The organism is Thermomonas paludicola (genome assembly GCF_024498955.1).
Classification (GTDB): domain Bacteria; phylum Pseudomonadota; class Gammaproteobacteria; order Xanthomonadales; family Xanthomonadaceae; genus Thermomonas; species Thermomonas paludicola.
Window position 1 is genome coordinate 567,013 of record NZ_CP093311.1, and the last position, 19,040, is coordinate 586,052.

Consider the following 19,040-nt stretch of genomic DNA (forward strand, 5'->3'; position numbering starts at 1 on the left):
GCACTAGAACATGGCTCGTTACATCGGTCCCACCTGTAAGCTCGCCCGTCGCGAAGGCGCAGACCTCTCGCTGAAGTCGCCTGCGCGCGCGCTCGATTCCAAGTGCAAGCTGGAGCAAAAGCCCGGCCAGCACGGCGCCAATGTCCGCAAGGGCAAGCTGTCCGATTACGCCACCCAGCTGCGCGAGAAGCAGAAGGTCAAGCGTATCTACGGTCTGCTGGAGCGCCAGTTCCGCAACTACTACAAGAAAGCCGCGACCAAGAAGGGCAACACTGGCGAGAACCTCCTGCAGTTGCTGGAGACCCGCCTGGACAACGTCGTCTATCGCATGGGCTTCGCGGTCACCCGGCCGGCGGCACGCCAGCTGGTCAGCCATCGCGGTGTCACCGTGAACGGCAAGTCGGTCAACCTGCCGTCCTACGCGGTCAAGGCTGGCGACGCGATTGCCCTGTCGGAGAAGGCGGCCAAGCAGTCTCGCGTCAAGGAGTCCCTGGACGTCTCGTCGCAGATGAACCTGTCCCCTTCGTGGGTTGAAGTGGATTCGGGCAAGTTCGCCGGCGTGTTCAAGGCCGTCCCGGATCGTGCGGATCTGCCCAGCGACATCAACGAAGCGCTGATCGTCGAGCTGTACTCGAAGTAAGCCATTGCCACCGGCCTGCGCCTTGTGCGCAGGCCTGCAGGAGACACCACGAATGACGGTTACCGCCACCCAAGTGCTGCGTCCGCGCGGACCGCAGATCGAGCGCATCACCGACACCCGCGCCAAGGTCGTGATCGAGCCGCTGGAACGCGGTTACGGCCACACCCTCGGCAATGCGCTGCGCCGCGTGCTGCTGTCCTCGATCCCCGGCTTCGCGATCACCGAAGTCGAAATCGACGGCGTGCTGCACGAGTACACCACGGTCGAAGGGTTGCAGGAGGACGTGCTTGAAGTCCTGTTGAACCTCAAGGATGTTGCCATCCGCATGCATAGCGGCGACACCGATACCCTGGAGCTGAAGAAGCAGGGTCCGGGCGTCGTCACTGCGGCCGACATCAAGACCAACCACAATGTCGAAGTGCTCAACCCCGGTCACGTGATTGCCAACTTGACCAAGGATGTGGCGCTGAACATGCGCCTCACCATCAGTCGCGGTTTTGGCTATCAGCCGGCCGCCGCGCGTCGCCGCCCGGACGAAGAAGCCCGCACGATCGGCCGATTGATGCTGGATGCTTCGTTCTCGCCGGTGCGCCGCGTCGCCTACGCCGTGGAAGCTGCGCGCGTTGAACAGCGCACCGACCTCGACAAGCTGGTGCTGGAAATCGAGACCAATGGCACCATCGACGCCGAAGAAGCCGTCCGCACTGCGGCCGACATCCTCAGCGATCAGCTGTCGGTGTTCGGCGACTTCACCCATCGCGATCGCGGCGCCAAGCAGCCCGCCGCTTCTGGCGTCGATCCGTTGCTGCTGCGCCCGATCGACGATCTGGAGTTGACCGTGCGTTCGGCCAACTGCCTGAAAGCCGAAAGCATCTATTACATCGGCGATCTGATCCAGAAGACCGAAGTGGAGCTGCTGAAGACCCCGAATCTGGGCAAGAAGTCGCTCACCGAGATCAAGGAAGTGCTGGCCCAGAAGGGGCTGTCGCTCGGCATGAAGCTGGAGAACTGGCCGCCGGTCGGCGTCGCCAGCCATGGCATGATGGGGTGAGTGGACGCCGCCTGGCCGTTGCCCTCAGGCAACGGCTGGCGTTCGCGAACGCCCGGCGCGCTGCGCCGGGCCGGGGTGCAATCGTGGCGCAAGCCGCGGCTCCCGCCCTGCTTTAGCTCTTCTCGAAAGAAGCAACAACGCCGACGAACCAAAGTTCGCGGCATGGCCGGCAAAGGACGCCGGTTCGGGCCACCCGCAGCCCAGGACTCCAACGCCAGGACGGCGACAGCGAACTTCAATCGTTTCAACATTCAACAGGAATCAAATCCATGCGCCACCAGAAATCCGGCCGCAAGTTCAACCGCACCAGCGCCCATCGCCAGGTGATGTTTTCGAACATGGCGGCATCGCTGATCAAGCACGAAATCATTCGTACCACCCTGCCCAAGGCCAAGGAGCTGCGCCGCGTTGCCGAGCCGCTGATCACCCTGGCCAAGGTGGATGGCGTGGCCAATCGCCGCCTGGCGTTCGCGCGCCTGCGCGACAAGGAAGCAGTGGGCACCCTGTTCACCGTGCTGGGCCCGCGTTATACGGAGCGCCCGGGTGGTTACCTGCGCATCCTCAAGTGCGGTTTCCGCGCTGGCGACAACGCGCCGATGGCCTACGTCGAACTGGTGGACCGTCCGCAGGCCGCCGAGTAATTCCGGCCTCGCCTGGCGCGACATCGAAGACCCCGGGAAACCGGGGTTTTTCGTTTTTGCGGCCGGCTGCGCCATAATCGGGAAATTCCACCAAGGCGCACCGATGAATCCGTTCCGCTGGTCGTTCCGCAGTCAGTACCTGCTGGGCTTCGCCTGTTGCGCTGCATTGCTGGCCTATGCGTTGTTCGTGCAGTTCAGGCTCGGCATCGAACCTTGCCCGTTCTGCATCTTCCAGCGCATCTGCTTCGCCGCGCTCGGCGTGGTGTTCCTGCTGGGCGCAATGCATGCGCCGCGTGCGCCGGGAGCGCGCAAATGGTGGGGAACGCTGGCGTTCGCCGCCGCCGCCGCCGGCATGGGCGTGGCGGGGCGGCATTCATGGGTGCAGTTGCATCCGCCGGAGCTGCCGACCTGTACGCCGGGCTGGAACTTTCTGGTCGAACAGAATTCGTGGCTGGGGGTGGTGCGCAAGGTGCTGCTGGCCAATGGCGACTGCAGCAGCATCGATTGGAAATTCCTCGGCCTGTCGATGCCGATGTGGGCGCTGCTGTGGTTCATCGCGCTGGGCGCGGGGGCCTTGTATGCCGGATTCCAACGGCGTCATTCCCATCGGTTCCGCAGGTAACGGTTGCGGCAAACCCGGCCGGGCGGGATGATGCAATGCAACAGATCGCCTTGACCCGTCCATGCCCAACGCACACGCCAGCGCCGCTTCCATTCCCGTATCGCAATCGTCAGGCACGTGGCTGCCTGCCAGCTGGCGCGACAAGCCCGCGTTGCAGATGCCGACGTACCCGGATGCGGCCGAGCTTGCCGCCGCACAGGGCGAACTGCGCGCGCTGCCGCCGCTGGTGACTTCGCGCGAGATCCTGTCGCTCAAGCAGCAACTGGCCGAAGCACAGGAAGGCAAGCGCTTCCTGCTGCAGGGGGGCGACTGCGCGGAAACCTTCGCAGAATGCAATTCCGACGTGATTGCCAACCGGCTCAAGGTGCTGTTGCAGATGAGCCTGGTGCTGGTGCACGGGCTGAAGGTGCCGGTGGTGCGCGTGGGGCGGTTTGCCGGGCAATACGCCAAGCCGCGATCGGCCGATACTGAAACGCGCGGTGATGTCACCCTGCCAAGCTATCGTGGCGATATCGTCAACGGACCGGAGTTCACCGCGCTGGCGCGAGTGCCGGATCCCCGCCGGATGATCAAGGCGCATGCGCGTTCGGCGATGACGATGAACTTCGTGCGCTCGCTGATCGATGGCGGCTTCGCCGACCTGCACCACCCGGAATACTGGGGCCTGGGATGGGTGAGCCAGTCGCCGCATGCCGCCGAGTACCAGCAAATGGTCGCCGGAATCGGCGATGCCGTGCGCTTCATGGAAACGCTGGCGGGGCGGCGCATGCAAAGCCTCAGCCGGGTGGAGTTCTACACCTCGCATGAAGCGTTGCTGCTGCCTTACGAGGAAGCGCAGACGCGCCAGGTGCCGCATGCGGATGGCTGGTTCAACTTGAGCGCGCATTTTCCGTGGATCGGCATGCGCACGGCCGCACTGGATGGCGCGCACGTCGAGTACTTCCGTGGCATCCGCAATCCGGTGGCGGTCAAGGTGGGGCCGTCGGTCACGCCGGACCAGTTGTTGCGCGTGATCGAAGCCCTCAACCCGGACGATGAGCCCGGCCGGTTGGGGCTGATCCACCGCATGGGCGCCGAGCAGATCGCCGTGAAGCTGCCGGCGCTGCTGGAGGCGGTGAAGCGCGAGGGGCGCCGCGTGCTTTGGATCTGCGATGCCATGCATGGCAATACCGAGTCCACCAGCAACGGTTACAAGACGCGTCGCTTCAAGAACATTCGCAGCGAAATCGAGCAGGCGTTCGACCTGCACGAAGCCGCTGGAACAACGTTGGGCGGGGTGCACCTGGAGATGACCGGGGAGAACGTGACCGAGTGCCTGGGCGGTGCGCGGGAGTTGACCGAGCTCGACCTGCAGCGTGCGTATCGCACGACCGTGGACCCGCGCCTGAACTACGAGCAAGCACTGGAGATCGCCATGCTCATCGTGCGCAAGCGCGGTTCGATGGCCGCCTGATCGCTACTTCGCAGCCGGCGTCACCGTGGGCAGGAAGCGCGGTGGCGTCCGCGCCCGGGTGGCATGTTCGAAGGCATAGCCCAGTTCGATCAGCCGCGGCTCGCTCCATGCGGTGCCCATGAACACGATGCCGACCGGCAAGCCGTGTACTTGGCCCATCGGCACGGTCAAGCTGGGGTAGCGCGCGACCGCAGCCGCACCGTAGCCGGCCCCGATGAAATGGTCGCCGTTGATGGGGTCGGTCAGCCACGCGGGGGACATGGCCGGGGCCACCAGCGCATCCAGATGCTGCTCCCGCAGCGCCACGTCGATGCCTTGCGGGCCGGCGAGAAGTCGCGCCCTGTCGCGCGCCTCGATGTACGCCGTGTCGGTCAGCGGGCCCTTCGCCTGCGCCTGCTCGAACAGTTCCTGGGCGAAAAACGGCATTTCGGCAGCAGCATCCCGGGTGTCGAATGCGATCAGGTCGGCCAGCGTCTTGCTTGGCGCGTGGCTGCCCGCCAGATAGCGATTCACGCCGTCCTTGAATTCGTACAGCAGCACGTCCATCTCGGCAGAATCCCACTGGCCGAGGGTCGGGATCCGGGCATCCACCACGGTGGCGCCTGCGGTTCTCAGCGCAGCGATGGCGCGTTCCATCGCCGCATCGGTATCCGGCTGGTAGCCCATCAGCTTGCGCACGACGCCGATGCGCGCGCCTTTCAGCGCGTCCGGCTTCAGGTGCGCGGTGTAGTCGATCGGCGTGGCGTCGCTGCGTTCGGCGGCGGCGGGATCCCCCGCATCCGGCGCGGCGATGACGCCCAACAGCGCGGCAGCATCGGTCACGTTGCGCGCCATCGGGCCCGCAGTGTCCTGCGATTGCGAGATGGGGATGATGCCGCTGCGGCTGACCAGGCCCACGGTAGGCTTGATGCCGACCAGCCCCGCCACCGCCGACGGGCAAATGATGCTGCCGTCGGTTTCGGTGCCGATGCCGACCACCGCCAGGTTTGCCGCGATGGCGGTGCCGGTGCCGGCGCTGGAACCGCAGGGGCTGCGGTCGAGCGCATAGGGGTTCTTGGTCTGGCCACCGCGCCCGCTCCAGCCTGAGGTGGAGCGCGTGGAGCGGAAATTCGCCCATTCCGACAAATTGGTTTTGCCCAGGATCACGGCGCCTGCCGTGCGCAGTCGCGCAACCAGGAACGCATCCGCCTGCGGATGATGGTCTGCAAGGGCCAGTGAACCTGCGGAGTTGGCCATCGGCGTAGCGTCGATATTGTCCTTGACCAGCACCGGGATGCCGTGCAGCGGGCCGCGCATCGTGCCGGCCTTGCGTTCGGCGTCCAGCGCATCGGCCTCCTTCAGCGCATCGGGATTGAGCTCGATGACCGAGTTCAGCGCGGGGCCACGACGGTCGAGGGCCGCAATGCGCTCAAGGTAGGCCTGCACCAGCGCATGGCTGGTCAATTTGCCTGCGGCCATCTTCGCCTGCAGATCGGCGATGGTGGCTTCTTCAAAGGCAAATGCAGGCGCAGCGGGCGCCGCGTTGTCGGCAGTCGCAGGCGGGGTTTGCGGGTTGGGTTGGCAGGCGCCGAGCAAGACGGCGATTGCAAGTGCAAGCGGCAGGTGGCGCATCGGCAGGACTCCCGGGCAATGCGCAAGCATCGCCCGGTCTGCGCCGGCAGGCAACTCAGCGGCGGCGCACGGCCAGGTCGCGCGCCAGCACCCACAGCACGACCACGTTGATCGCGACCACGATCCCGGACAACCAGCCCGGATGCCGCACCAGCGCGTACACATCGAATGGCAGATACAGCGAGACAGTGATGCAGCCCAGCCACGATGCCCACGCCTTGGCGCGCCACAGGCCCCAACCTTCCAGCAGATGCATGATGCCGTACAGCGCGGCGACCAGCGCGGCAAGATGCACGCCGCTCGGGTTGATTTCACCGGCCAGCCAGCCGATGGCGCCGTGATTCGGATCCAGCTGGAAGCGCGCGATCAGCTCATGCACCCAGCGCTGCAGCGGAGCAGGGCCGATGAACTCCAGCCCGCTGGCGGCCAGCAACGCCAGCGCGCCCTTGATGGCTTCGACCAAGGCGATCACGTGTAGCCCCGGATGCGAATGTGGATCCGGGTTGTAGTGCTGCGTGCTCACGGCGTTGCCGCCATTGGCCGCGACGGCGTGGATGCCGCCGACGGCACCCGGGCATGCGACATGCGCATCGGCTTGATCCGGCTGGCCTCAGGCCGAGCGCGACGCGCGCTTGCGGTCGGTTTCGGTCAGGAACTTCTTGCGCAGGCGGATTTCCTTCGGGGTGACTTCGACCAGCTCATCGTCTTCGATGAAATCCAGCGCCTGTTCCAGCGTGTACTTGATCGCCGGGGTCAGCTTGATCGCATCGTCCTTGCCCGAGGCGCGCATGTTGGTCAGCGGCTTGGTCTTGATGGCATTGACGGTGAGGTCGTTGTCCTTGGAGTGGATGCCGATCAATTGGCCTTCGTACACGTTGTCGCCTTCGGCGGCGAACAGCTTGCCGCGTTCTTCCAGCGGGCCCAGCGAATAGGCGGGCGTGGCGCCGGCCGCGTTGGCGATCATCACGCCGTTCTGGCGCTTGGCAATGGCGCCCTGTTCGCGCGGGCCGTAATGGTCGAACACGTGGAACAGCAGGCCCGAGCCCTGGGTCAAGGTGCGGAATTCGTTCTGGAAACCAATCAGCCCGCGCGCCGGGATCATGTAATCGAGACGCACCCGGCCCTTGCCGTCGGGCTCCATGTTCTTCAGCTGCGCCTTGCGCACGCCGAGTTTTTCCATCACGCCGCCCTGGTGCTGTTCCTCGATATCGACCACCAGTTGCTCGACCGGCTCCATCTGCTGGCCGTCGATTTCCTTGATGATCACTTCCGGGCGCGACACCGCCAGCTCGAAGCCTTCACGACGCATGTTCTCGATCAGCACCGACAGGTGCAGCTCGCCACGGCCGGAGACCAGGAACTTGTCGGGGTCGGACCCTTCCTCGACCTTCAGCGCGACGTTGTGCAGGGTCTCGCGCTCCAGCCGCTCGCGGATCTGGCGGCTGGTGATGAACTTGCCGCCGCTGTGTTCCTTGCTGCCGGCGAACGGCGAGTTGTTGACCTGGAAGGTCATGCTGATCGTTGGCTCGTCCACGGTCAGCGCGGGCAGCGCCTCGGGTGCATCGAGCGCGCAGATGGTGTCGGAGATGCTGAGGTCGGCCACGCCGGAGATGGCGACGATGTCGCCGGCCTCGGCTTCCTCGACCTCGACCCGCTCCAGGCCCATGAAGCCGAGCACCTGCAACACCTTGCCCTGGCGCTTCTTGCCGTGACGGTCGATCACGCTGACCGGCATGTTGGTGCGCACCTTGCCGCGCTGGATGCGGCCGACGCCGATCAGGCCGACGAAATTGTTGTAATCCAGCTGGCTGATGCGCATCTGGAACGGGCCGTCCAGATCGACGCTGGGTGCGGGCACGTACTGCATGATCGCTTCGTACAGCGGAGTCATGTCGCCTTCGCGCGCGCTGTCGTCAAGGCTGGCATACCCGTGCAGCGCGGAGGCATACACGATCGGGAAATCGAGTTGCTCGTTGGTGGCGCCGAGCTTGTCGAACAGGTCGAACACCTGGTCGATCACCCAGTCCGGACGCGCGCCGGGGCGATCGACCTTGTTGACGACGACGATCGGCTTGAAGCCCATCGCGAACGCCTTCTGGGTCACGAACCGCGTCTGCGGCATCGGGCCGTCCATCGCATCGACCAGAATCAGCACCGAGTCGACCATCGACAGCACGCGCTCCACCTCGCCGCCGAAGTCGGCGTGCCCGGGGGTATCCACGATGTTGATGCGGTTGCCCTGCCAGGTGATGGCGGTGTTCTTGGACAGGATCGTGATGCCACGTTCCTTTTCCTGGTCATTGCTGTCCATGACGCGTTCAGCGAGCACGGTGCGCTCGTTGAAGGTGCCGGATTGCTTGAGCAGGCAGTCGACGAGGGTGGTCTTGCCATGGTCAACGTGGGCGACGATGGCGATGTTGCGGAGGCGTTCGACGGACATTATTGCGGGGCTCGTTGAAGCCGCACCGGCTACCGATGGGGCAGGCAGGGCGCGCGTGGGAAAGGGAGTAAGCCGGGTATTATATCGTTTTAATGCGCCCATCCGGGTGCCCGGAGATGAACAAGATGAGCTTGATTGCCAATTTCGACACCGCGCGCGGCACCATCCGCATCGAACTGGCGGCCGACAAAGCCCCGCTGACCGTGGCCAACTTCGTCAACCTGGCCCAGCGTGGGTTCTACAACGGGCTGAATTTTCACCGCGTGATCGCCGACTTCATGGTGCAGGGTGGTTGCCCGGAGGGATCCGGCCGCGGCGGCCCCGGTTACCGCTTCGAGGACGAGACCCGCAATGGCCTGCCGCATGAGCGTGGCGTGTTGTCGATGGCCAATGCCGGCCCGAATACCAATGGCAGCCAGTTCTTCATCACCCATGTGCCCTGCGGCTGGCTGGACGGCAAGCACACCGTGTTCGGCAAGGTGATCGAAGGCCTGGACATCGTGGACGCGGTTGCCCAGGGAGATGCGATCAAGTCGATCACCATCGAGGGCGATGCGAGCGCCGTGCTGGCTGCCAACGCCGATCGCGTGGCGGAGTGGAACAAGATCCTCGCAGCCTGATCCAACGACCCCTTCTCCCGCTGCGGGAGAAGGGGGGGGCGGCGTCACTTCCAGCGCAGGGTGTCCAGCATCGCGTTGACCTTGGCTTCGTCGCGCGGGTAGTAGTACTCGACCGGCGCATAGAACAGCGCCAGCGCCAGCCCCCTGTCGTGTTCGAAGGCGGCGGCCATGGCGCGATATTTCAGCCCCGATTCGCTGTCCAGCGTCATTTCGAAACGCAGGCCCTCGCGCCCGCCAAAGCTGACCGGGCGCAGGTTGCTGGTGGCCACGTTGACCGCTCCGGTGGCGCGCATGCCGTCGGCGATCAGGTCGCGCAGTTCGTCCGGGCGCATGCCGCGGTGGTAGAACGCGCCATCCGGACGCCGCTTGGTTTGTTTCTGCCCGAGGAAGATGAACTCGCCCTCGCGCACGGTGGGCACCAGGTGCAGCGAATTGAGCAGCGGCCCGTCGATGGTCCAGAGCTGTTCGCGTGGCGTGCCCATCCGCGTCCATTCCATCCCGGCATCGATGCTGAGGTCGCCACCCGCGGTGGTGCGGCCCGGGGTCACCAGCGGGGCGCCGCTGGCACAGGCTGCCAGCAGCAGCGCAAACAGACTCAGCAGTAGCCAACGGATCGGTTTCATTGCGTGCTCCCGGTGGTGTCGAGTTCGCGCTGGACGAAGGCGCGGTCTTCGGCCTGCGGTGCGTCTTGCAGATAGCGCTGCAGGGCCGCGCGAGCACCGGCGGAGTCGCCGGCTGCACGGCGCGCATAGCCGTGTTCACGCCAGGCGGCTGCGGGTGCGCCGGGCAGGGCGATGGCTTGCGCGTAATACCCGGCCGCCCTGGTCTTGTCGTCGCCTTGGCCGCGTCGGCGATAGGCCTCGCCCAGGTAGAAGGTCAGCAGGCCCTTGTCCTCTGCCGGCGCATCCTCCAGCAGCTCGCTGATGACCAGGATGGAACCGGCATAGCGGCGCTGCGCCAGCTCTTCATCCAGCAATTTGGGGAGCATCGGGCGCACGATGGTGCGGTAGCGCTCGCGGCCCAGGTCCGTGGGGGGATTGGAAATGGCGTCGGCTTCGGCCTTGATGTCGTTCAACCGCTCCTGCGACGCAGGATGCGTCGAGAAGAGTGCAAGCGGGCGATCGTACTTGCGGGTCTGTTCCTCGCGCCACATCCGTGCCCACATGTCGGCACCGGCGTGCGGGGCCCAACCGTGCGCCACCACGCTGGCAAAGCCCAGTCGGTCGGCCTCGCGCTCCATGTCGCGTGAGTACTTGAAAAGCGCTGCCGTGCCGGCCAGGGTGCCAAGTTCCGCCACGCTGCCGGCGCCGGCCCCGTAGGCCACCATCTGGAAGGCGCCCAGCCACGCACTGGCGCTCTTCATCCGGCGCCATTGCCGAAGCGAGTGCTTGGCAGTGAAGTGGCCGGTTTCATGCCCCAGCACAAAGGCCAGTTCGGCTTCGTTGCGGATGCGCAGCAGCGCACCGGTCCACAGCAGCAGCATTCCGTTGGGCGACATGCTGGCGTTGAATTGCGGTACGTCCATCACGTAGATGCGAATGTCCGCGCAGTGCTCGCCGGCCGCCTTGCAGGCGACGCCGCGCACGTAGTCGTTCAGCGCCGGGTCGCGCATCAGCAGGGGCGAGCGCTTCAGTTCGGCTTCGGAGCGCTCCATCGCGTACCAGAGCTCGGCTTCGTCGCTGCCATCCGTCGGCTGGCTGCCGGACGTGGCGCCCGGCTTGGCGGCGGCAAGCGCGGCGCCAGGCAGGGCCAACGCCAAGGCGCTGGCGAGGGCAATCAGGCGCAGGTGGGCGTTCATTTCGCCGGCGCCTGCGGTACGCCCTGAACGCCTTTCAGCAAGTCGTTGGCGGTTTCACGCGCGCCTTGCAAGGTGCGCAGGTCGCCGGTTTGATCGACCAGCAGGTTGTGCCAGACCACCTGGCCGGTGCGCAAGTCCACCAGTGACGCCACGCCAATCTGCATGCCGCCACCAATGTCGCCGCCCAGCAGGAGCAGGCCGGCGATACGCATGGCCTGTCGTCCACCGCTGGCATAACTGTCACGCACATAGGTGAACAGCCCATAGTCCGCCCCGGTGGCCTGCCGCAGATCTGCGGCCCCCGCGCCCAGCGACCAGTCGAATTTCCCGTGCTTGTTGCGCAGCGGGCCCTGGCCGATGCTGCGACTGAACTGCAGGATGCTCATCGATACCGCCTGGCTGAGCAGATACAGCTGCCGGCGGCGATCGTCGGGGCCGGCATCCGCCGGCAGCGTGTAGTCGGGCACCATGCCGATGCCCTGGCGCGCCAGCAGTTCGCGCGCCGCCTGCGGGTAAAGCAGGCGCGCGCTGTTGCTCCACTCCTTGCGCGGCTCGGCCATGCCGCCAGCGGCAAGCTCGGACAACTCGATGTCAGGCTCGATCAGGACCACCGTCCCGGCGATCGGCAGCGGCTTCCCGGCGGCGTCGGTGGCGGTGCGCACGCTGGTGGAAGCGCAGCCCGAAAGCAGCGCCAGCGCGGCCAGCAGCAGGAGGGAGGAAAGCCAGCGCACAGGCGTTCCGGAGGCAGTCGAGCGGTGCGGCTGTGTTAGCATTTCAAGGCTTACTCCCACGTCCCCGCCGCGCGTGCGCGGCCAATTGCAGAGGTTCCCCACGATGCCTCAGTTTGCCCGGCGCATTGGCCGCGCCAAGCCCAGCGTCATCATGCAGGTCGCCGAAAAGGCCAAGCGCCTGAAGGCTGACGGCCGCGACATTATCAGTTTTTCCATCGGTGTCCCCAACTTCCTGCCCGGCGAGCATGTGTATGCCGCCGCCCGCGAGGCGTTGGCGAAGGACAGCGGGCAGTACGGCAGCAATCGCGGCAGCGATGCCCTGCTGGATGCCCTGTTGGCGCACGTTGCCAAGCTGGGGCTGAACGATTACGGGCGCGCCAACTGCGCCACCGGCATCGGTGCCAAGCACGTGATCTACAACCTGGCCGAAGCATTGCTGGATGAAGGCGACACCATCGCCTTTGCAGTGCCGTACTGGACCAGTTATCTGGATATCGCCGAAATCGTCAACGCCAAGGTCGAACTGCTGCCGTGCCCGGCATCGCAGGATTACAAGATGACGCCGGCACAGCTGGATGCCGCGCTGGCGAAGAAGCCCAAGGTGTTCCTGTTCAACAATCCGTCCAACCCGACCGGCATGGTGTACACCAGCGAAGAAATCGCGGCGCTGGCCGAGGTGCTGGTGAAGTATCCGGACACCTGGATCATCACCGACGACATCTATAACCGGATGCTGTTCGACGGGCTGGACTACGCGAATTTCGTGCAGTTCCGCCCGGAGCTGCGCGAGCGCACGATTTTCATCGACTCGCTGTCGAAGACCTACGGCATGCCGGGTTGGCGCGTGGGGTTCATGGTGGGGCCGGAATCGGTGGCCAAGGCGGTCACCACGATGAATTCCAACCACATCACCAATCTCCCGGAAATCGTCACCGCCGCGGCGATCGCCGCACTGAATGGCCCGCAGGATGTGCCCACGCAGAAATGCGCGGAGTTCCAGGCCAAGCGCGACCAGGTCATGGCGGTGATGGATGCGATCCCCGGCGTGGTTTGCCCGCGGCCACAGGGTGCGTTCTACGTGTTCCCGGATATCAGTTGCGCGTTCGGCAAGTCGCATGGCGGCGTGAAGATCGAAAACGACGTCGATTTCTGCAACGTGCTGCTGGAGGCCAAGGGCGTGGCCTGCGTGCCCGGCTCCGCGTTTGGCGAACCCAAGGCGCTGCGCATCAGCTACACCTGCCCGACGCCGCAATTGGCGCCTGGCCTTGCGCGGTTCCAGGAATTCTTTGCCGAGCTCGTCTGAGCCGGCATCCCCCCAAATCTCCGGCGGGCCTGGCCCCGCCACCCCACAGGAGTCCATGACATGAAAGCCCCCGTTCGAGTTGCCGTCACCGGTGCTGCCGGCCAGATTGGTTACGCGCTGCTGTTTCGCATCGCCTCTGGCGAAATGCTGGGCAAGGACCAGCCGGTCATCCTGCAGATGCTGGAACTGCCGATGGAAAAAGCCCAGGCGGCGCTGAAAGGCGTGATGATGGAGCTGGAAGACTGCGCGTTCCCGCTGCTGGCCGGCATGGTCGGTACCGATGACGCCGAGGTCGCGTTCAAGGACGCCGACTACGCACTGCTGGTCGGCGCGCGTCCGCGCGGGCCGGGCATGGAGCGCAAGGACCTGCTGCTGGAAAATGCCAAGATCTTCACCGCGCAGGGCGCAGCGCTGAACAAGGTGGCGTCGCGCAACATCAAGGTGCTGGTTGTCGGCAACCCGGCCAACACCAATGCCTACATCGCGATGAAGTCCGCGCCGGACCTGCCGGCAAGGAACTTCACCGCCATGTTGCGTCTGGATCACAACCGCGCGCTGTCGCAGCTGGCCAGCAAGGCGGGCGTGGCGGTGGCTGACATCGAGAAGATGGCGGTGTGGGGCAACCACAGCCCCACCATGTATCCCGATTACCGCTTCGCCACCGTGGGCGGGCAGTCGCTGAAGGACAAGATCAATGACGCCGACTGGAACGCCGGCACGTTCATTCCCACGGTCGGCAAGCGTGGCGCCGCGATCATCGAAGCGCGCGGCTTGTCCTCGGCCGCTTCCGCTGCCAATGCCGCCATCGACCACATGCACGACTGGGCGCTTGGGACCAGCGGCAAGTGGGTGACGATGGGCGTGCCGTCCGACGGCAGCTACGGCATCCCCGAAGGCATCATTTACGGGGTGCCGGTGACCTGCGCCAACGGCGAGTACACCCGCATCGAAGGCCTGCCGGTGGACGACTTCAGCCGTGCGGCAATGGACAAGACCCTGGCCGAGCTGGAAGAAGAGCGCGCCGGCGTGGCGCATCTGCTCTGATCGAACAGCGAGGCGGCCACCTGGCCGCCTCGTGCTATGGGGGATAGCGATGCGTGATATCCGCTGCGTGGGCGCTGCACTCGTTGCCGTTGCTCTGCTATTGACGATGCCTTGTGCATCCGCGCAGGAAGCGACGACAGCGCCCGAGCCCGAGGCGTCTGTGGTTGAGCCTGCGAGTGGCAGGCCGCAATGCCATGCCGAGCTGGCGAAGCGCGGGCCATTCCCGACGCCGAATTCCATCGTGCGCAACATCCGCTTGCAGGCAGGCAAGAGCGCGCGTCTGCCGTTTGCAACGGGCGAGAGTCTGGTCGAGGTCGTCCAGTTGCCTGTGTTTGCGAAGCCGTACCAGATCGAGTTCTGGCTGTCCTTCGACTTGAACCTGCGGAAGGCGAACGAAGTCATGGTGCCTTCCGTGATGCTGGTCGATGCGGACTTCTGCGAAGTCGCGAATCCGGGTGAGCCGCAGTTCAAGCCGGAAGCCAGTTTCTTCACGGGTACCCGCCAAACCAAAGGGCGTGTCCCGGTGAACGACGGATCACCGAAGTACGCGCTGGTCTATACCGACGCACGGCGTGTCGATGAGCCGGCGAAAGTCAGCATCGACAATGTGCCGTTCGATTTCGTGCGGGCCGCAGAGGGCTATGTGATGGTGCGGTTGAACAAGTAGCGTGCGCTGGGTCTTGCCCGGCGTTTTCGCGGCGGGTCGACCACTACGTGTTCGGCATGAGGATCCGGTTGCACATATCGCGGAAGTGCGACGCAGCGTGCTGGGAGCGCTGGATGCCGACACGCTGGTGAAACTGCGCGAGCAAAGCAGCCCAGAGTTGTAGCGCCTCGGGACCGGGGCGGGTGACGGGGTAAAATACCGGATTCGCAAGGAGTTGCCATGACCAATACGTCTGCAGGCGCCCGCTTTCGCGCCGCGATCCAGGAAGAATCCCCGCTGCAGGTGATGGGCGCGATCACTGCCTACGCCGGCCTGATGGCCAGGCGGGTCGGCTACCGGGCGCTGTATTTGTCCGGCGGCGGCGTGGCGGCCAACTCGCTGGGCATGCCCGACCTCGGCATCAGCACGATGGAAGACGTGCTGACCGATGCCCGCCGCATCGTGGACGCCACCGGGATGCCGCTGCTGGTGGACATCGATACCGGCTGGGGTGGCGCATTCAACATCGGGCGCACCATCCGCAACTTCGAGCGCATCGGTGTGGCGGCGGTGCACATGGAAGACCAGGTCGGGCAGAAGCGCTGCGGGCATCGTCCGGGCAAGGAAGTGGTGACCAAGGCCGAGATGGTGGACCGGGTGAAGGCTGCGGTGGATGCGCGCACCGATGCCGGCTTCGTGATCATGGCGCGCACCGACGCCGCGGCGGTGGAGGGCATCGACAGCGCGATCGAGCGGGCCGTGGCCTATGTCGAAGCCGGTGCGGACATGATCTTCCCGGAAGCGATGACGACGCTGGACGACTACCGCAAGTTCAAGGCGGCGGTGCAGGTGCCGATCCTCGCCAATCTCACCGAATTCGGCAGTACGCCGTTCTATGCCACCGACGAACTGCGCGATGCCGGCGTCGATATTGCCCTGTATTGCTGCGGTGCCTATCGCGCGATGAACAAGGCGGCGCTCAATTTCTACGAAACCGTGCGCCGCGAAGGCACGCAGGCGCGCATCATCGACACCTTGCAGACGCGCGCCGAGCTGTATGACTTCCTGGGCTATCACGCCTATGAAGACAAGCTGGATGAGCTGTTTGCCAACAAGTGAGGGCGGAGATGGGCATGCACTTCATTGCAACTGCCATCGTGCCTGCAGTCGTGCATGGCGATAGGCACTCGCGAGGCGTTGCGTGGTCGCCGCGCCTGGTGCCGGGAACGTGAAGGGGCAGACCATGGCAAATCCATTCATCGCCACCAAGGTTGACCGCCTCAAGACCGCGCAGCGGCTGCTGCAGAAGGAGTTGCAGCAGCTGCCTCCGCAGGAGCGGCTGGTGGTGGAGCGCTTCATCGCGCGCCGCAGCGTGGCGCGCAATGTCGAGCGCGAGTTCCGTGATTCGCGCACGTTTGGAGAGCGCGTGGCTGACCGGGTGGCCACCATCGGCGGCAGCTGGCGTTTCATCATCGCGTTCGGGCTCGTCCTGGTGGGCTGGGTGGCATTGAACGTGGCGATGGGCAAGCCGTTCGACCCGTACCCCTTCATCCTGCTCAACCTGGTGTTGTCCTGCCTGGCGGCGGTGCAGGCCCCCATCATCATGATGAGCCAGAACCGGCAGTCCGATTCCGACCGGATGCAGGCGCAGCACGACTACGAGGTGAACATCAAGTCGGAGCTCGAAATCATGCAGGTGCACGAAAAGCTCGATCATCTGCGCGAGCAGGACTGGGCGACGCTGGTGGAGTTGCAGAATCGCCAGATCGAGATGTTGGGCTCGCTGCTGGAGCGCGTTGCGCATCTTGAAACGAACAAGCGCTGAAAGAGCGCAAACAAGGGCCATTGGAGAAACGTCGATGAGTGAACAAACCGCAGTTCCGGGCTTCAAGCCGAAGAAATCCGTTGCCCTGTCCGGCACCACCGCAGGCAACACCGCGCTGTGCACCGTTGGGCGCAGCGGCAACGACCTGCACTACCGTGGCTATGACATCCTCGACTTGGCCAATACCTGCGAGTTCGAGGAAATCGCCCATTTGCTGGTGCATGGCAAATTGCCGACACGCGCCGAGCTGGTGGCATACAAGGCCAAGCTGAAATCGTTGCGTGGCATCCCGGCGGCGGTCAAGGCAGCGTTGGAGGAACTGCCGCCATCGGCGCACCCGATGGACGTGATGCGCACCGGTGTCTCGGTGTTGGGCTGCGTGGCGCCCGAGAAAGACGACCACAACCATCCTGGCGCGCGCGACATTGCCGACAAGTTGATGGCCAGTTTCGGGTCGATGCTGCTGTACTGGTATCACTACAGCCACAACGGCCGCATCATCGATGTGGAAACCGAAGACGATTCCATCGGCGGCCACTTCCTGCACCTGCTGCATGGCGAAAAGCCGCAGGAGTCATGGGTGCGTGCGATGCATACCTCGCTGATCCTGTACGCCGAGCACGAATTCAACGCCTCCACCTTCACCTGCCGGGTGATCGCCGGCACCGGAAGCGACATGCATTCCTGCATTGCCGGCGGCATCGGTGCATTGCGCGGCCCCAAGCACGGCGGCGCCAACGAGGTCGCGTTCGAAATCCAGAAGCGCTATGACAATCCGGACGAGGCCGAGTCCGACATCCGTGCGCGGGTGGAACGCAAGGAAGTCATCATCGGCTTTGGCCACCCGGTGTACACCGTGTCCGATCCGCGCAACAAGGTGATCAAGGAAGTTGCGCGCGAGCTGTCCGTCGAACAGGCGAACATGAAGATGTACGACATCGCCGAGCGCCTGGAGTCGGTGATGTGGGACATCAAGAAGATGTTCCCCAACCTCGACTGGTTCAGTGCCGTGAGCTACCACATGATGGGGGTGCCCACCGCGATGTTCACCCCACTGTTCGTTCTGGCACGCACGGCAGGGTGGAGCGCGCACATCATCGAGCAGCGCATCGACGGCAAGATCATTCGCCCCAGCGCCAACTACACCGGGCCGGAAGATCGCGCCTTCGTGCCGATCGACCAGCGCTGAGGTCGTTGCCACCCACGAAAAAGGCCGCGCTCGCACGCGGCCTTTTTTGTTTTCCGGAGGCGGGAGCTCAGAGCAGGCCTTCGGCCTTCATCGCCGCCTGCACGCCCGGGTCGGCGGCCATGTGCGCGTCGAAACGCGCCAGATGATCCAGGCCGGACAGGTCGATGCCGGTCTTCTTTGCCCATTGGGTCACCACGAACAGGTAAGCATCCGCGATCGAGCGGCTGCCGGTCAGCCACTCCTTGCCGGCCAGCTGTGCATCGGCGCGTGCGAACAGGCCGCGCAGTTGTTGGCGGGCATTGGCATGGCTTTTGTCGATGGCAGTCTGGTCTTCCAGATAGCCGGTGGCGCCGAACAGCGGTTTGAACGCCGGGTGCAGGTCGGCATTGACGAAGGCCAGCCAGCGATTGACCTCGGCGCGGCCTTCCGGGGTGCCGTCGCCGCACAGCCCGGCGTCGGGGAAGCGGTCGGTCAGGTAGTGGAGGATGGCCGAATTCTGGGTCAGCACCCAGTCGCCCACCTGCAAGACCGGCACTGCGCCGGCCGGGTTGAGGGCAAGGAACGCGGGCGTTTGCCGCTCATCGCGAGTGACGATCTGCGCCTCGAAGGGTGCGCCGATCCAGTGCAGCACGATATGGTCGGCAAGCGAGCAGGCGCCGGGCGAGGTGTAGAGCTTCATGTGGTGGCCTTCGGTTCAAGGAAGGCCACTATCCCGGATCAGGGGGGAAGCGTCGATGCCAGCCAACGCAACGCTGCGTTGTGGTTGCGGTGCAACGATCAGCTGCTGTGGCGCGGCGGCAGGCGTTGCACCTTGTAGAAGGTGTGGTCGCCGATCGTTGCAACTTCGTTCGAGGAGCTCCAGCTGGGGTTGGCGATGGCCGTTGCGGCAAAATGGCTGGCGCCAGGCACCACCAGTTTGCGTTGGTCACGGGGCAGCGCCCAGTTGCGTTCGGACTGCATGGCGACGCCGACGGCCTCGGTCCAGGCGTCGATGTTGGACAGCCGGGTCTGCGGGGACAGCAGTGCCGGCGCAAATTGTTTGCGTGCCGTCACGACCTGGCACAGGTTGCGCCCCCACAGGCCGCTGTCGCGGCGACGCAGGGCAACTTCAGCGACGGCTTGCTGGCCGAGGGCGGATTGATCGCGTGCTTCCAGATAGACGGTCGTGGACAGGCACAGCGAATCGGCTGCAGGCTGCGGCAGGACGTGCGCCAGCCAGAGAATCCAGGCCAGTTTCATGATTGACTCCTTGCTCCGTTGCGGCGCAGGGCGTTGCGATCGTCGAAACGATGCCGCGCGCATGCGTCATGGCGTACTGGGGAGGGCGGCAGCTCTGTGGCGGCCTTTGCCCGGGCGCGCCACCCGTCGGAAAGGGGTCGGGCGGCGTGCCGGTTAACCTGGGTGGATCACGCCAAGGGGCGGTCGG

Annotated in this window: 20 protein-coding genes; 12 read left to right on the forward strand and 8 right to left on the reverse strand. The window is 65.0% G+C overall.

The window, feature by feature from the left end; translation table 11 throughout:
• Positions 1 to 10 precede the first annotated feature (10 nt).
• The 5 genes from rpsD (at position 11) to LIW09_RS02715 (ending at position 4,407) form a co-directional block, all read left to right on the forward strand.
• Positions 11 to 640 carry a 30S ribosomal protein S4 gene (gene rpsD / locus LIW09_RS02695; RefSeq protein WP_256646434.1) on the forward strand — a complete coding sequence of 210 codons (630 nt, stop codon included), beginning with the start codon at positions 11 to 13 and terminating at the stop codon, positions 638 to 640.
• A gap of 52 nt (positions 641 to 692) precedes the next feature.
• Positions 693 to 1,691 carry a DNA-directed RNA polymerase subunit alpha gene (locus tag LIW09_RS02700; RefSeq protein ID WP_256646435.1) on the forward strand — a complete coding sequence of 333 codons (999 nt, stop codon included), beginning with the start codon at positions 693 to 695 and terminating at the stop codon, positions 1,689 to 1,691.
• A 269-nt stretch (positions 1,692 to 1,960) separates the two neighbouring features.
• The gene (gene rplQ, locus LIW09_RS02705) at positions 1,961 to 2,332 is read left to right on the forward strand and encodes a 50S ribosomal protein L17 (RefSeq protein WP_256646436.1); all 372 of its coding nucleotides are present in this window, start codon (positions 1,961 to 1,963) and stop codon (positions 2,330 to 2,332) included.
• Between the two features lie 103 nt (positions 2,333 to 2,435).
• Positions 2,436 to 2,954, forward strand: coding sequence for a disulfide bond formation protein B (locus LIW09_RS02710; protein WP_256646437.1), 519 nt, complete (start codon positions 2,436 to 2,438; stop codon positions 2,952 to 2,954).
• 61 nt (positions 2,955 to 3,015) lie between these two features.
• Positions 3,016 to 4,407, forward strand: a complete 1,392-nt coding sequence (locus LIW09_RS02715) for a class II 3-deoxy-7-phosphoheptulonate synthase (protein ID WP_256646438.1) — start codon at positions 3,016 to 3,018, stop codon at positions 4,405 to 4,407.
• A gap of 3 nt (positions 4,408 to 4,410) precedes the next feature.
• Here LIW09_RS02715 and LIW09_RS02720 read toward each other — a convergent pair whose 3' ends face one another.
• The 3 genes from LIW09_RS02720 to typA form a co-directional block, all read right to left on the reverse strand.
• Positions 4,411 to 6,018, reverse strand: coding sequence for an amidase (locus LIW09_RS02720; RefSeq protein ID WP_256646439.1), 1,608 nt, complete (start codon positions 6,016 to 6,018; stop codon positions 4,411 to 4,413).
• A gap of 55 nt (positions 6,019 to 6,073) precedes the next feature.
• Positions 6,074 to 6,541, reverse strand: a complete 468-nt coding sequence (locus tag LIW09_RS02725) for a DUF2127 domain-containing protein (protein ID WP_256646440.1) — start codon at positions 6,539 to 6,541, stop codon at positions 6,074 to 6,076.
• 87 nt (positions 6,542 to 6,628) lie between these two features.
• On the reverse strand, positions 6,629 to 8,458 hold the full coding sequence (gene typA, locus LIW09_RS02730; protein WP_256646441.1) for a translational GTPase TypA: 1,830 nt from the start codon (positions 8,456 to 8,458) through the stop codon (positions 6,629 to 6,631).
• Positions 8,459 to 8,583: 125 nt separating this feature from the next.
• On the opposite strand from typA, the gene LIW09_RS02735 reads away from it, so the two are divergent.
• Entirely contained in the window at positions 8,584 to 9,078 is a 495-nt protein-coding gene (locus tag LIW09_RS02735) for a peptidylprolyl isomerase (RefSeq protein ID WP_256646442.1), read from the forward strand.
• Positions 9,079 to 9,122: 44 nt separating this feature from the next.
• Here LIW09_RS02735 and LIW09_RS02740 read toward each other — a convergent pair whose 3' ends face one another.
• From LIW09_RS02740 to LIW09_RS02750, 3 genes are read right to left on the reverse strand one after another with little or no spacing between them, the layout of a single operon-like run.
• A complete protein-coding gene (locus LIW09_RS02740) occupies positions 9,123 to 9,701 on the reverse strand; it encodes a hypothetical protein (protein WP_256646443.1) in 579 nt (192 codons plus the stop codon).
• Entirely contained in the window at positions 9,698 to 10,876 is a 1,179-nt protein-coding gene (locus tag LIW09_RS02745; protein WP_256646444.1) for a M48 family metallopeptidase, read from the reverse strand. Before LIW09_RS02745 ends, LIW09_RS02740 begins: the two co-directional genes overlap by 4 nt.
• On the reverse strand, positions 10,873 to 11,607 hold the full coding sequence (locus tag LIW09_RS02750; protein WP_256646445.1) for a hypothetical protein: 735 nt from the start codon (positions 11,605 to 11,607) through the stop codon (positions 10,873 to 10,875). Before LIW09_RS02750 ends, LIW09_RS02745 begins: the two co-directional genes overlap by 4 nt.
• Positions 11,608 to 11,710: 103 nt before the next feature.
• Here LIW09_RS02750 and LIW09_RS02755 point away from each other — a divergent pair, with 103 nt between their 5' ends.
• The 6 genes from LIW09_RS02755 to prpC all read left to right on the forward strand — a co-directional run bounded on the left by LIW09_RS02755 (position 11,711) and on the right by prpC (position 17,614).
• Complete coding sequence (locus tag LIW09_RS02755; RefSeq protein ID WP_256646446.1) at positions 11,711 to 12,910, forward strand: aminotransferase class I/II-fold pyridoxal phosphate-dependent enzyme; 1,200 nt, start codon at positions 11,711 to 11,713, stop codon at positions 12,908 to 12,910.
• A 60-nt stretch (positions 12,911 to 12,970) separates the two neighbouring features.
• Entirely contained in the window at positions 12,971 to 13,954 is a 984-nt protein-coding gene (locus LIW09_RS02760) for a malate dehydrogenase (protein WP_256646447.1), read from the forward strand.
• Positions 13,955 to 14,003: 49 nt separating this feature from the next.
• On the forward strand, positions 14,004 to 14,621 hold the full coding sequence (locus tag LIW09_RS02765; RefSeq protein WP_256646448.1) for a MalM family protein: 618 nt from the start codon (positions 14,004 to 14,006) through the stop codon (positions 14,619 to 14,621).
• A gap of 219 nt (positions 14,622 to 14,840) precedes the next feature.
• On the forward strand, positions 14,841 to 15,719 hold the full coding sequence (prpB, locus tag LIW09_RS02770; protein WP_256646449.1) for a methylisocitrate lyase: 879 nt from the start codon (positions 14,841 to 14,843) through the stop codon (positions 15,717 to 15,719).
• A gap of 124 nt (positions 15,720 to 15,843) precedes the next feature.
• Complete coding sequence (locus LIW09_RS02775; RefSeq protein ID WP_256646450.1) at positions 15,844 to 16,425, forward strand: DUF1003 domain-containing protein; 582 nt, start codon at positions 15,844 to 15,846, stop codon at positions 16,423 to 16,425.
• Between the two features lie 34 nt (positions 16,426 to 16,459).
• Positions 16,460 to 17,614: a bifunctional 2-methylcitrate synthase/citrate synthase gene (prpC, locus tag LIW09_RS02780; protein ID WP_256646451.1), complete on the forward strand. Its 1,155-nt coding sequence runs from the start codon at positions 16,460 to 16,462 to the stop codon at positions 17,612 to 17,614.
• A 67-nt stretch (positions 17,615 to 17,681) separates the two neighbouring features.
• Here the strand turns inward: prpC and LIW09_RS02785 are convergent, their stop codons facing one another.
• Together LIW09_RS02785 and LIW09_RS02790 are read right to left on the reverse strand one after the other, a co-directional pair.
• Positions 17,682 to 18,293: a glutathione S-transferase family protein gene (locus LIW09_RS02785; RefSeq protein ID WP_256646452.1), complete on the reverse strand. Its 612-nt coding sequence runs from the start codon at positions 18,291 to 18,293 to the stop codon at positions 17,682 to 17,684.
• A gap of 98 nt (positions 18,294 to 18,391) precedes the next feature.
• Entirely contained in the window at positions 18,392 to 18,853 is a 462-nt protein-coding gene (locus LIW09_RS02790) for a cell wall hydrolase (protein ID WP_256646453.1), read from the reverse strand.
• Positions 18,854 to 19,040 lie beyond the last annotated feature (187 nt).